Source organism: Cellulomonas sp. Root485 (assembly GCF_001426705.1).
Taxonomy (GTDB): domain Bacteria; phylum Actinomycetota; class Actinomycetes; order Actinomycetales; family Cellulomonadaceae; genus Cellulomonas.
Map to the genome: position 1 here is coordinate 378,638 of NZ_LMFC01000004.1, position 13,103 is coordinate 391,740.

Consider the following 13,103-nt stretch of genomic DNA (forward strand, 5'->3'; position numbering starts at 1 on the left):
CGCCGAGGCCCGGCGTCCGGTCTCCACCGGGCGCCGGGCGTCGGCGGGTCAGACCGGGCGCAGCTGTCCGTCGACCATCTCCAGGACGCGGTCGCAGTGCCCGAGCACGTCGTGGTCGTGGGTGACCATGACGGTCGCGACGGAGAACTCGTGCGTCTGGTGCGCGAGCACCTCGACGATCTCGTGGCTCCGGCGCCGGTCCAGGGCTGCCGTGGGCTCGTCGACCAGGAGCACCGACGGCGAGGCGACGAGCGCCCGGGCGATACCGACGCGCTGGCGCTCACCACCGGAGAGGCGTCCCGGGCGACGACCTGCGTGGTTCTCCATCCCCACGGCCCGGAGCAGCTCCAGCGGTAGTGTGGCGGCGCGCCGGCCGGTGATCTTCTCCACCAGCCGGAGCTGGTCGAGGGCCGTGAGGGCGGGCACCAGGTTGCCGGACTGGAACACGAAGCCCAGGTGGTCGCGTCGGAACGCCGCCAGCGCGCGCGGTGACAGCGCGATCAGGTCGGTGTCGGCCACGACGACCGATCCGGAGGTGGGCCGGGTCAGGCCGCCGGCGACGGCCAGGAGGCTGGACTTGCCGGCGCCCGAGGGTCCGACGATCGCGATCAGCTCGCCGGGCGCGACCGTCAGGTCGACGTGGTCGAGGGCGGCGACCTGGTCGTCGCCGTCGCCGAACGTCAGGGTGACGTCGGTGAGGCTGAGGCCGGTCCGGGTGCGGGTGCTCGAGGCGGTGGTGGTCATCGGTTCTCTCCCAGCGCGGTCACAGGGTCGATGGAGGCGATACGAGCCGTGGCGATGGCCGCGCCGGCCAGGCCGAGCCCGAGGAGCAGGGCGGCGCCGGTCAGGACGGGACCGGACTGCAGGGCGAACGGCATGCCGGTGCCCTCCAGGAGGCTCCCGAAGGCGAGACCCGCGCCCACGCCGACGACCAGGGACCCGGTCAGCAGGATCGCCGCCTGCAGCACACCGTCGGTGAGCAGGAAGCGCGTCGAGGCGCCCATGGCGCGCATCACGGCGAGCTCCCGAGTGCGCTGCACCGTCCACAGCGTGAAGAACGCCCCGACGACGAGCGCGGAGATGGCGTAGAGGAACGCCTTGATCATCTCCATGGTCATCGTCTCGGCGGTGTAGCCGGGGGAGGAGTCGAACGCGGCCTCGAGGGTGCGGGCGGACGTGCCCGCTGCGGCGTCGCCCGCGGCCAGGTCCGGGACCTGACCGTCGAGCCCGCGCAGGGCGACGGCGCTGGCGACGTCGTACGCGTCCGCGTCGGCCTGCTCACCGGCCGTCACTCCGGCGTGCACCTCCTGCCAGGTGGTCAGGGGGACGAACGCGATGTCCACGTGCCCGAAGGTCCGCTGGTCCGCGGTGAAGCCGACCACGGTGAGCTCGGTGCCGAGGCGGTCGAGCGTGATGACGTCGCCGAGGTCGACGCCCGCGTCGCGCGCGGACGAGCTGAGCACGGCCTCGCCGGTACCGGTGAGCTCGCGGCCCTCCGCGGCGGACGGTGCCACGAACCCGTCCGGCTCGACGCCGAACAGCGTGAGGTCCAGCGCGCTCCCGTCGGCGTTCTTGGCGTTGACGATCGCGGTGCCGAGCAGCTCGGCGTCCGCGACGTCGTCGCGATCCGCCCAGATCTGGGACTGGGCCCTGGTGACCTCGGACCGGGTGAAGGCCGAGTCGTCCTTCGTCCCCTCGGAGAAGGCGATGGCGCCGATCGGGCTGCGCATCAGCCCGGAGACGCCGTCGACCACCAGGCCGGAGGACAGGCCGGACAGCAGGACCATGAGGACGGCGATGAGCGCGATGACGGCGGCCATCAGGCCGAAGCGGGTGCGCGCGAAAGCTAGCTCGCGCAGAGCGAGGAACACCGAGGACCTCCAGGGCGGCAGGGAGCCATGCCTTTCCCGACATGGTGTCGACATCTTACCGACACCATGTCGGGATACTCCCTGCAGACCGCGAGGGATCGGTCACACAGCGCGGCGCGCGCTCGGGGCCCTCAGCCCTTCACCGAGCCGAGCATCACGCCTGAGACGAAGTGGCGCTGGACGAACGGGTAGACGCACAGGATCGGCAGGATCGCCAGGATCATGGTGACGGCCTGGATGTTCGCCGAGATGGCGGCCGACGTGGTCCCCGCCGCCGCCGCGCTCGCCGCGGTGGTCGTCGTCGCACCCGCGATGAGGTTGCGCAGGAACAGCGACAGCGGGAAGAGGTTGTCCTCGTCGAGGTAGAGGAACGCCGTGAACCAGTCGTTCCAGTAGGCGACCGAGTAGAACAGGATCATCGTCGCGATGACGGCCTTGGACAGCGGCAGCACGATCCGGGTGAAGATCGCGAACCAGCCCAGGCCGTCGATCTGGGCGGCCTCCTCGAGCTCGCGGGGGATGTTCTCGAAGAACGACTTCATCACCAGGAGGTTGAACACCGACAGCGCCCCGGGCAGGACGAGGGCCCACATGGTGTTCTTCATGCCGAGCGAGGAGATGAGGACGTAGTTGGGGATGATCCCGCCGTTGAAGAACATGGTGAAGACGGCGATCCCGATCAGCGCGTTGCGGCCGCGCAGGTGCGGCTTCGAGATCGCGTAGGCGAAGGTCGTCGTGAGCACCATCGCGATGACGGTCCCGACCACCGTGTACAGCACGGTGTTGCCGTAGCTCGTCCAGAACCGGTCGTCGCCGGCCACCACGCGGTACGTCTCGAGGTTGAAGCCGACCGGCACGGCGTTCACCAGGCCGGCCTTGATCGCTCCCGAGCTGGAGAACGACTGCGCGAGCAGCGTGACGAACGGGTACAGGATCAGCAGGGTGACAAGCACCAGAGCGGTCGCGTTGAGCCCGGTGAACAGGCGGTAGCCGCGGGAGTCGCGCGGGCCGACCGGCACGCCGGCTCGTTCGTCGACCCGGGGCGTCAGATCCGTGCTCACCACAGGCTTGCTCCCACCACTCGCTTCGAGATGAAGTTCGCGGACAGCACCATGACCAGGCCGATGACGGCCTGGAACAAGCCGATGGCTGCCGCGTAGCTCAAGTTGTTGGACACGAGGCCGACCCGGTAGAGGTAGGTCGAGATGACGTCGGCGGTCGAGTAGGTCAGGGGCGTGTAGAGGAGCAGCACCTTCTCGAAGCCCACGTTGAGGAACAGACCGATGTTGAGGATGAGCAGCGTGATCATCGTGGGCCGGATGCCCGGGAGGGTCACGTGCCACGTCTGCCGCCACCGGTTGGCGCCGTCGATGCGGGCCGCCTCGTACAGCGAGCTGTCGACCGTCGTGAGGGCTGCGAGGTAGAGGATCGTGCCCCAGCCGACGGTCTGCCACGCCTCGGAGCCGACGTAGATCGCCCGGAACCACTCGGGTCGCTGCAGGAACGGGATCGCCTCACCGCCGAACCCCTCGACGATCTGGTTCACGGTGCCCTGCAGGGAGGTGAGCTGCATGACCATCCCCGCCACGATCACGATCGACAGGAAGTGCGGCAGGTACGAGATCGACTGGACGGCGCCCTTGAACCACTTCGTGCGCACCTCGTTGAGCAGGAGCGCCAGGATGATCGGCAGCGGGAAGCAGACGAGAAGGGTGAGGCCCCCGAGGATCACCGTGTTGGTGAAGACGTGCCAGAACGTCGGGTCCTCGATGAACATGCGCACGTAGCGCAGCCCGACCCACTCCTCGCCGAAGATGCTGCCCCCCGGACGGAACCGGCGGAACGCGATGACGTTCCCGACCATCGGCAGGTAGCGGAACACCAGGAGGAACAGCAGCGGCAGGAGCGCCATCAGGTACAGCGCGCCGTCCCGCCGCAGAGCCAGGCGCCAGGGCACCTTCGCCACCTTCTGGCGTGTCGGGCGTGGTGGTCGCCGCACCGGGTCGACCGGGGGCTCTCCGGGCGTCGCGCCGATCCCCCTGGGGTCGTCGGCGACGAGCACGGCGTCCGTGCGCTCGCGCGGGATGGTCATCTGTCACACCTTCCACGACCGCCGGTGGGGCGGCGGCGTCGCCGCCCCACCGGACCTCGGGCTCGGACCGGTCAGCCGTTGTCCTCGGCGTAGCGCTCGTGAGCGCCGTTGATCAGGTCCAGGTAGCCCTGCAGGTTCTGCGACTCGAGCTCGCCGACGTAGGCGTCCCACTCGCTGAGCGGGCGCTCGCCGAGGATGAACCGCAGCGTGTTGGTGTCGACGGTGTCCTTGAGCGGTGTCGCGAGGAGCGAGGCCTGCTCGAGCTCGGCCTCGTCCAGAGGCGCAGGCGGGAACGGGTCGCGCGGCGTGCGCGTGGACAGGACCGAGTCGATGTACTCGACGTACTGGGGCGCGTTGTACGACTCCTTCAACGCGCGCGACTCGGTCGAGCCGGCGAGCACGTCGTTCGAGTAGCCGAGGTCCTTGAGGATGTCCGTCGGTGCGTCCGGGTTGATGCTGAAGGCGTCCAGGGAGAACGCCGGGTTCAGCGTGTACTTCCCGTCGGCCTTCGTGTAGGTCTCGCCCTCGACACCCCAGCGCAGCAGGTCGCGAGCCTCGGGGCTGTAGTACAGCCAGTCGAGGAACTGCAGCATCGCGATGAAGTTCGGGTGGTTCTTGGCCTCGGACGTGAGCATGAAGCCGTTCCAGAAGTTGCGCGGCTCGACCACCTGACCGGCCTCGCCACCCGGCGGGGCGATCTGCACGACCTCGTAGTTCCCCTTGCCGACGGTGGCGTCGAGCGCGGTGGAGAAGTCGTTGACCGTGCCGTTCGCGCCGGAGGCGGCGAAGACCTGCCCGGCGGCGAACTTCTCGGTGACCGTGCCGCTGCCGTCGTTCGCGGCGGTGAAGGACTCGGTGTCGAGCAGGCCGTCCTCGACCAGGCCGTGGAAGTACTCGACCATGTCCTTGTAGCCGTCGTTGGTGGCGGCGTAGACGAACTCGCCCTTGTCCTCGTCCCAGAACGTGCCGTTGCCGAAGCCCCAGCCGGCGACCGTGCCGAACGCGTGCGCGGCGTAGTTGAGCATCGACGCGCCCTCGAAGCCGTCGGCGAGCGGGGTGCTGTCCGGGTACTTGGCCTTGATCTTCACCAGCCCGTCGCGCAGCTCGTCCCAGGTCTCGGGGATCGGGGCGCCCACCTCGTCGAAGATGTCCTTGCGGATGAGGACCGTGAACGTGGGGACGGAGACCTCCTGCAGGCCCGGCGTCATGTAGTACTTGCCGTCCGCCTGGCGCAGGTTGTCGACCATGTCGCCCAGGTCCCACTCCTCGACGTACTTGCGGAAGTTGGGCATGTACTTCTCGTAGTCGCTGAGCGGGAGCACCGCCCCGGAGGCCGCGAACTGCTGCTCGTCGCCCGTGTAGATGAGCGGGATGATGTCGGGCGCGTCGCCCGAGCTGATGAGCAGGCTGCGCTTCTCGACGGCGTCGCTGAAGGGGATGTTCGTCAGGTCGAGGGAGACGTTGGTGCGCTCCTCGATCTCGTCGAAGATCTCCCACGAGTCCGTGATCGGGGTCTCGGGCCAGTCCGTCCAGAGCATCGAGAAGGTCACGGGCTCGGTGGCCTTGAAGGTGGTGTCGGCGGCGTAGTCGCTCATCGACGCCGCGTCGTTCTCGCCGGCGTCGTCGTCGCCCGAGCCGCCGGAGCTGCACGCAGCCAGGCTGATCAGGGCCGTGGCCGCGACGAGCGCGGTCACGCGGTGCCGTGCGCGGTGGGTCAGGCGTGGTGCCAGGTCAAGCTTCATGTCTCTCCTTTGAGAACGTCGCGGGCGCCGTCGCCCGAGATCCATGCCGCCTTGAGGTGCGAGGGGGTCCACACCGGTCGCGTCGCAATTTTAGCGTTAAAATAGGAGCAACCACTCGCAGAGTCAACCCTTTGCGCGACTGTCGTGAACCTGTGACCGACTCGTGACCGGAGGAGCTGTGGGGCGACCGGCGCGCGACGGCGCGCCCGGCCGCGTGGACGGTCGCCGGGCTTCCGGCGCGGCGCGTTTTATCGATATAGTCTGCGAACTCGCGCAGCGGCGGTCAGATGGTCGAGGCCTCGCGGGGTCTCCCGCCTGACACAATCCCCGCAGGAGGATGCCGATGGTGACGATGTCCGACGTCGCGCGTGAGGCGGGCGTCTCGGTCATGACCGTGTCGAACGTGCTCAACGAACGTCTTCCGGTCGGCGGGCCGACGCGGGAACGCGTCCTGGCTGCGGTCGAAGCGCTCGGTTACGAGGTGAACCTGACCGCCCGGCACCTGCGGGCGGGCCGGACCGACACGGTCGCGCTGATCGTGCCCAGCTTCCACGACTACTTCGGCGAGGTCGCCGACGAGATCGCGCCCCTGGTCGAGGCGCAGGGGCGCCACCTCGTCCTGGAGCGGACCAGCGCGAGCCCGCAGTACGAGATGGAGGCGGTGAGCGTCGCCCGGCTCCAGCTCTACGACGGCGTCCTGCTGTCCGTGGCCGGGCTCGACCCGGAGCAGCTGAGCCGCGTGCGGACGTCGAAGCCGATCGTGCTCCTGGGCGAGCGCGACGTGCCCGCCCACTTCGACCACGTGCGGCTGGCGAACGAAGAGGGGGCCCGCCTGGCCACCGCGCACATGATCGAGCGCGGATCGCGCCGCATCCTGGCCCTCGGCTGCACGCTCGACCGGGCGCACATGATGACGTCGGACCGGCGACTGGGCTGGGAGACCGCCCACCGCGACGCAGGCCTCCCCGTCGACGAGCGGTACGTCGTGCCGATCGCGACGTACTCCTCGCACACCGCCCGCGCCACGCTCCACGACGTCATCGCGTCGGGCCTGCCCTTCGACGGCATCTTCGCCGCGACGGACGTCATCGCGCTCGGTGCCGTGGCCGCGCTGGCCGACCGCGGGCTGCGCGTGCCCGACGAGGTCCAGCTCGCGGGGTTCGACAACCTCGAGGTGTCGAGCTTCGTCCCGCCAGGGATCACGTCCGTCGACCCGAACCACCACGGGGTCGCCCAGCACGCCGTCGGACTGCTGCACCGGCGGATGGCCGGCGGTGACGGGCCGGCCGAGCACGTCGTCGCGCCGGTCAGCCTCGTGGTCCGCGGGTCGACCCGCCGGTAGATCCCAGGCGCCCGGCGCCCACCGGAGCCACCGCAACGCCGCGGTCGTGCTCCGTCCCACCTGCCCGATCGAGAGGACCACCGTGAGCACCACCCCGACCGCCGTCATCGACCTCGACCTGCCGGGGGCGACGATCTCCCGGCACGTCTACGGGCACTTCGCCGAGCACCTGGGTCGCTGCATCTACGGGGGGTTCTGGGTGGGTGAGGACTCCACGGAGCCCCACGTGCGCGGCATCCGCACCGATGTCGTGGAGGCGCTGCGGGCGATCGCGATCCCGAACCTGCGGTGGCCGGGCGGCTGCTTCGCGGACGACTACCACTGGCGCGACGGCATCGGCCCGCGTGCGGACCGGCCCCGGATGGTGAACTCGCACTGGGGCGACGTGGTCGAGGACAACGCGTTCGGCACGCACGAGTTCATGGACCTGTGCGAGCTCCTCGGGGCCGACCCGTACGTGTCGGCGAACATCGGGTCGGGCTCCGTGCGTGAGATGAGCGAGTGGGTCGAGTACCTGACCCGGGCGGACGACTCGCCGATGGCTGCCCTCCGGCGGGCGAACGGGCGTCAGGAGCCGTGGCGGGTGCCGTTCTGGGGCCTGGGCAACGAGGCCTGGGGCTGCGGCGGGAATCTGCGCGCTGAGCAGTTCGCCTCGCTCGCCCGGCAGTACGCGACCTACGCACGCAACCAGGGCGGCAACACGCTCACGCGGATCGCAGCCGGGGCGAGCGACGCGGACTACCACTGGACCGAGACGCTGATGCGGTCGCTGGGCGATCTCGCCGCCGACCCGGCGGCCGCCGCGGGACCGTTCCAGGCCCTGTCCCTGCACTACTACACGATGAGCGGCCCGTGGGCCGACAAGGGCGACGCGACGGCGTTCAGCACCGACGAGTGGTACGTGACGATGGCGCGTGCGCGGTACATGGACGAGCTGCTGACCCGGCACTCGACGGTCATGGACCGGCACGACCCGCACCGCAAGGTCGGGCTCGTCGTGGACGAGTGGGGCACGTGGTGGAACGTCGAGAAGGGCACGAACCCCGGGTTCCTGTACCAGCAGAACACCCTGCGCGACGCGCTCGTGGCCGCACTCCACTTCGACGCGTTCCACGACCACGCCGACCGGGTCGTGATGGCGAACATCGCCCAGACCGTCAACGTGCTCCAGGCGATGATCCTCACGGACCCCGACACGGGCGCGCTCGTCCTCACGCCCACGTACCACGTGTTCGCGATGAACGTCGGTCATCACGACGCCGGCGCCCTCACCGTGCACCTGCGCGACGTGCCGACCCGCCACGTCGAGGGCTCCGCCGCGCTGCCGCTGGTCTCCGCGTCCGCGTCCGTCAAGGACGACACCGCGCTCGTCTCCCTGTCGAACCTGGACGCCGACGAGGACCGCACCCTCGTGCTGGACCTGCGCGGCCGGGACGTCGTGGGCCACACCGCACGCGTGCTGACGGCCGCCACGCTCGACGCGCACAACACCCCCGAGCAGCGCGACGCCGTGGCGCCCGCGTCCCACGCAGGGGTGCGGGCGCACCCGCGGGGTCTGGCGGTCGACCTGCCGGCGCACTCGTACGTCACCGTGGCGCTCGACCTCGCGTGACCCTACGGCGGTCGGCCGCGGCTCCAACGGAGAGTTTGCCGAACGATAGAGTGCCCGTCACAGGGCAGGTCGGTCGGCTGGAGGTGGCGGCGATGTCGGAGGAGCTCACGGCCGACGTGGCGGGCGTGGCGGCGCTCGGCGAACCGGTGCGTCGAGAGCTGTACTGCTACGTCGTCGCCCAGGGTGAGCCGGTCAGCCGCGAGTCGGCGGCCGGCGGTACCGGCGTCGCGCACCACGTCGCCAAGTTCCATCTCGACAAGCTCGTCGCGGCCGGGCTGCTGGAGGTGGAGTACCGGCGTCCCCCCGGTCGTGGCGGGCCGGGCGCAGGCCGCCCCTCGAAGCTGTACCGGCGCGCCGCCCGGGAGATCGCGGTCAGCCTGCCGGAGCGCCGGTACGACCTGGCGGGCCGCGTCATGGCCGAGGCCCTCACCCTCGTGGACCGCGACGGGATCCCGGTCGGGGACGCCCTGCACGCGGCGGCCCGCGAGACAGGCCGCCGGGTCGGCAGGGACGGCCCCGTCGACGAGGCCGGCGGTCGCGACGCCGTCAGCGGGGTGCTGGCGCGCCACGGGTACGAGCCGCGCACGGTCGACGACCAGATCGTGCTGACCAACTGCCCGTTCCACCGGCTCGCCGCGGACTACACGGGGCTCGTCTGCTCGATGAACCGGGACCTGGTTGACGGCGTCATCGACGCGATCTGTCCCGGCGCGCTGTCGGCGCGGCTCGACCCCGGCCCCGACCGCTGCTGCGTGATCGTCCGGGAGCCCTGAGCGGTCAGAGGTGACCCGGGGTGCAGCCGGGCGTGTAGTAGCCCCACGCCGTCGTCGAACGGCTGGGTGAGCGGTTGCCCGCCTGGTCGACCGCCTGCACGGAGACCGTGCTGGTGCCCGGCTGCAGGAGGTGCAGCACGCCGTAGACGCCCGAGTAGGCGCCCTGGTCGGTGAGCACGCCGATCTCGACGCCGTTCGCCAGCACGCGGTAGACGATCTGGGACTGCGGCGTGACGTCGTCGGTGGATCGCTGGGTGCCGACGATGAGCATCAGGCACTGGAAGCCCGCGGTGTAGCCGAGGACCGGGGTGCTCGGGGGAGTCGTGTCCGCGCTCGCGGCCGCCGGGGCGGCGCCGGCGAGCGCGGTTGAGAGGAAGGTGACCGCTGCGACGGTCAGGGTCCGGATCTTTCGGGGTCGAGACATCGGTCCTCCTCGGGCCGTTCGCTCTGCTTCCGGGGGTGACGTGACGCTCGCGTCGTGGGCGGCACGTCCGTGGAGGAACGTGGCTGGCGTTCTTCTAAAGGACGACGGATTAGACGCTAGAACGTCGGTCGCCGGTCGGCAACTCGACCTCCCACAGGCTTGGTCAGCCCGCGAGCCCGCGAGGACGCGCTCGCCGCCGGGGCGCGCCGATCGCCCGCGCCACCGAGCGGGGCATCACCCGTGCGGCGCCGGAGCCCAGCTGGTAGCGCAGGCTCGGCGTGGAGATGACGGCGCCGCGCCGGACGTCGGCCAGGGCGGTGGCGACGACGTCCTCGGCACGCAGCCAGGCGATCTCGGGCAGCCACGTCATGTCGATGCCGGCGCGGTCGTGGAACGAGGTGTGGACGAACCCGGGGCACACGACGGTCGCGGTGACCCCGGTGCCCCGCAGCTCGACCGCCAGCCCTTCCGTGAACGTCCGGACCCACGCCTTGTGCGCGGAGTACGTGCCGAGCGTGATGAGCGCGGCGACCGACGCGACGTTGAGGATCGCGCCGCGCCCGCGCGCGGTCATCTGCCCCGCAGCGGCGTGCGACAGCACGAGGACGGCGCGGACCATGAGGTCGAGCACGGCCTCCTCGCGACCGACGTCGCCGCCCACGAACCGTTGCCCCGCAGCTGCGCCGGCGTTGTTGACCAGCAGCCCGACCGGGCGCTCGGCCGTCCGGAGCCGCTCGGCGACGCGCTCGACGTCGCCGCGTACCGACAGGTCGGCGACGAGGATCTCGACGCGGACGCCGGCAGCGCCCTCCAGCTGACCGGCCAGCCGCTCGAGCCGCTCGGAGTCCCGGTCGACGAGGACCAGGTCGTGGCGAGCGGTGGCGAGCTGCCAGGCGAACTCGCGCCCCAGCCCGGCGGCCGCGCCGGTGATCAGTGCGGTACCCACGGCACCACCGTAGGGGGCGACCGCGACCCGTCGACGGGTCGGGCGCGGGGCCGAGCGGTCCGTGCCCGTGGTGGGTGAAGACGTCGGGCCGGTGTATCCGTCATTCCGGTGGGTGCTCGTTCAGTCAGGCACCTCGTCACACAGCGATCCACCGCGGCACGGAGGTTCTGCTCTCCGTGCCGGTGTGTTCTTCCGGGATCCGGACGAGGTCGAACGGGGGGCAATGATGAGATTTCCGCGGATCACGGTCGCCGCCGCGCTCGTCGTCGCTGCCATGGCGGTTCCCGCTGCCGCGCCACCGCTGGACGCGCGGCCGGCCGGCGTGATCGGCATGGGGCACGAGGGGTACCGGATCGGCGGCGTCCATGACGCTCACCTGGGAACCGACGGCGTCCCGGTGATCACGATCCATCGCGGGGACCGGCTGACGTTCCAGAACGACTCGCGATGGGTGCACATCATCGGTCCCGGAAAGCGCGGGCTGCTCACCGACCCGGGCGACGGCGCGATGACGCCTCTGAAGATGCTCGAGGAGAACGACGTGTTCAGCACGCACGCGTGGACGACCGAGGGCACGTTCGACCTCACCTGCACGGTGCACCCCGACATGAACGCGAAGGTCGTCGTCGTGCCGTGACCACAGAGCGTGCCGACCAACCCGGTCGGTCGATCGACCTCGACACCACGGGGGGAGGGGAAAGCCATGAAGTCACTGCTCAAGAGCGCGAAGCACGCGAAGTACGTGCTGGGTTCGCTGTCGGCCGTCATGTTCGCCGTCGGCGCCGGGAACGGTTTCTGACCGTCACCCCAGACTGTCCGCCCGGCCATCGCTTCGGGCGGACAGTCTCCGACCCTCGTCACCAGGACAGGAGCAAGCCGTGCTAGAGACCGGAGTTCGCCAGCTGCGCATGGCGTTGAGCATGGTGTGGGGCCGACCGTTCCACACCGACTCCCTGACGCGGCTCGTCGCCGACGCGGTCGCCACGATCGACGAGTTCGGTGAGCTCGGCCTCGAGGCCCGGGAGGTCATCGAGACGCCCTTCGCCGACGACGCCGACCGGGTCGACCACGCGGACCGGTCGCTGCGGCGCACGGCGCGACGGCTGGCGGAGCTGTCGCCGTTCTACGCCGAGTGGTTCGCCGCCCACGGTTTCCAGGCCCGCACCGCCGATGCCACCACGTTGCTCGGACTGCCGGTCACCACGAAGGACCACCTCATGAGCCGGCCTCGCGACTTCGTCTGCCGCGGCAGCCAGCCGCACCTGGCGACCCGGACGACAGGCACCACCGGCCGAGCCCTGGAGGTCTGGCTGTCCCGGTACGAGCTCGAGGTCGCTGCGGCGCTCGGCGCCCTGAGCGCGGTCCTGCACGACGAGCTCCACGGCGGCGACCTCATGCAGGTGCACGTCAGCTCCCGGGCGACCGCCGCCGTGCAGCTCTCCGCCATGACGTGCCGCCTGGTCGGTGCGCGCTGCCGGGTCCTGGGCATCATCGCCGTCGACGACGCGCTCGACGCGCTCGCCGGCAGTGCCACCACGATGTCGGTCAACGCCAGCTATCTGGCCGAGCTGGTGGTGGCCGCCCAGCGCCGAGGTCTCGGCCCGGCCGACTTCCGCCTCCGCCGCATCGACTGCGTGAGCGAGATCCTGTCACCCGCTGTCCGCGCCGCTGCCGAACAGGTCCTCGGTGCACCGGTGTCGGACAACTTCGGCATGACCGAGGTCATCCCCGTGACCGGCACCAGCTGCTCGGCGGGGCACCTCCATCACGACCTGACCATGGGGCACGTGGAGGTCCTCGGTCTGCGGTCGGGCGTCGCAGCGATGCCGGGGGAGCTCGGCACCCTCGTCGTCACGCCGTACTTCCCCTACCGGGAGTGCATGCCCGTCCTGCGGTACGACACCCGTGACGTCGTGCGTCAGCTCCCCGGCCCGGTCGACTGCGAACAGGCCGGCATCCCCGCCACCAGCGCCGTGCTGGGCAAGGCGACCCAGCTGATCGAGGTCACGCCGGAACGCGTCATCACCCCCCGTGAGCTGGTCGAAGCGGTCGAGGACCTGCCCAGCAGGCCGTGGCCGGCGCGCTTCCACGCGGAACCGGAGGACGGTCGCCTGCGCATCGACCTGCCGGCCGGTGCGGTGGCCGGGCTGAGCAACGCCGGGCTGACCGACCACTTCGCCGAACGTGGCCTGGATGCTCAGGTGCGCGTCCTGGAGGACCATCGGGCACCGGGCCTGCGACGCGTGCGCAGCGACCTGCGCGAGCTCTCCTTCGCCGCTGCTGAGCCGGTGGGAGCCTGAC

12 protein-coding genes are annotated in these 13,103 nt (G+C 70.7%); 5 read left to right on the forward strand and 7 right to left on the reverse strand.

Features of this window, described 5'->3' with window-relative positions:
* Positions 1-48: 48 nt before the first annotated feature.
* From ASD16_RS19305 to ASD16_RS19325, 5 genes are all read right to left on the reverse strand, one after another.
* Positions 49-744 (reverse strand): ABC transporter ATP-binding protein, encoded by a 696-nt coding sequence (locus tag ASD16_RS19305; protein WP_055921578.1) that lies wholly within the window; start codon positions 742-744, stop codon positions 49-51.
* On the reverse strand, positions 741-1,871 hold the full coding sequence (locus tag ASD16_RS19310; RefSeq protein WP_200943008.1) for an ABC transporter permease: 1,131 nt from the start codon (positions 1,869-1,871) through the stop codon (positions 741-743). Before ASD16_RS19310 ends, ASD16_RS19305 begins: the two co-directional genes overlap by 4 nt.
* Before the next feature lie 131 nt (positions 1,872-2,002).
* A complete protein-coding gene (locus ASD16_RS19315; protein ID WP_082570999.1) occupies positions 2,003-2,935 on the reverse strand; it encodes a carbohydrate ABC transporter permease in 933 nt (310 codons plus the stop codon).
* Positions 2,929-3,963, reverse strand: coding sequence for a sugar ABC transporter permease (locus tag ASD16_RS19320; RefSeq protein WP_082571000.1), 1,035 nt, complete (start codon positions 3,961-3,963; stop codon positions 2,929-2,931). Before ASD16_RS19320 ends, ASD16_RS19315 begins: the two co-directional genes overlap by 7 nt.
* Before the next feature lie 71 nt (positions 3,964-4,034).
* Positions 4,035-5,705 (reverse strand): extracellular solute-binding protein, encoded by a 1,671-nt coding sequence (locus ASD16_RS19325; RefSeq protein ID WP_055921581.1) that lies wholly within the window; start codon positions 5,703-5,705, stop codon positions 4,035-4,037.
* Positions 5,706-6,048: 343 nt separating this feature from the next.
* Here ASD16_RS19325 and ASD16_RS19330 point away from each other — a divergent pair, with 343 nt between their 5' ends.
* From ASD16_RS19330 to ASD16_RS19340, 3 genes are all read left to right on the forward strand, one after another.
* Positions 6,049-7,047: a LacI family DNA-binding transcriptional regulator gene (locus tag ASD16_RS19330; RefSeq protein ID WP_055921584.1), complete on the forward strand. Its 999-nt coding sequence runs from the start codon at positions 6,049-6,051 to the stop codon at positions 7,045-7,047.
* Between the two features lie 82 nt (positions 7,048-7,129).
* Complete coding sequence (locus ASD16_RS19335; RefSeq protein WP_055921817.1) at positions 7,130-8,659, forward strand: alpha-N-arabinofuranosidase; 1,530 nt, start codon at positions 7,130-7,132, stop codon at positions 8,657-8,659.
* Positions 8,660-8,751: 92 nt separating this feature from the next.
* The gene (locus ASD16_RS19340) at positions 8,752-9,432 is read left to right on the forward strand and encodes a metalloregulator ArsR/SmtB family transcription factor (RefSeq protein ID WP_055921820.1); all 681 of its coding nucleotides are present in this window, start codon (positions 8,752-8,754) and stop codon (positions 9,430-9,432) included.
* A 4-nt stretch (positions 9,433-9,436) separates the two neighbouring features.
* Here the strand turns inward: ASD16_RS19340 and ASD16_RS19345 are convergent, their stop codons facing one another.
* Positions 9,437-9,856, reverse strand: a complete 420-nt coding sequence (locus ASD16_RS19345) for a hypothetical protein (RefSeq protein ID WP_055921587.1) — start codon at positions 9,854-9,856, stop codon at positions 9,437-9,439.
* A gap of 163 nt (positions 9,857-10,019) precedes the next feature.
* The gene (locus ASD16_RS19350) at positions 10,020-10,802 is read right to left on the reverse strand and encodes an SDR family oxidoreductase (RefSeq protein WP_055921590.1); all 783 of its coding nucleotides are present in this window, start codon (positions 10,800-10,802) and stop codon (positions 10,020-10,022) included.
* 226 nt (positions 10,803-11,028) lie between these two features.
* On the opposite strand from ASD16_RS19350, the gene ASD16_RS19355 reads away from it, so the two are divergent.
* Both ASD16_RS19355 and ASD16_RS19360 read left to right on the forward strand, forming a co-directional pair.
* Positions 11,029-11,439: a hypothetical protein gene (locus tag ASD16_RS19355; protein WP_157454030.1), complete on the forward strand. Its 411-nt coding sequence runs from the start codon at positions 11,029-11,031 to the stop codon at positions 11,437-11,439.
* A 241-nt stretch (positions 11,440-11,680) separates the two neighbouring features.
* A complete protein-coding gene (locus ASD16_RS19360; RefSeq protein ID WP_157454031.1) occupies positions 11,681-13,102 on the forward strand; it encodes a hypothetical protein in 1,422 nt (473 codons plus the stop codon).
* Position 13,103: the final 1 nt, after the last annotated feature.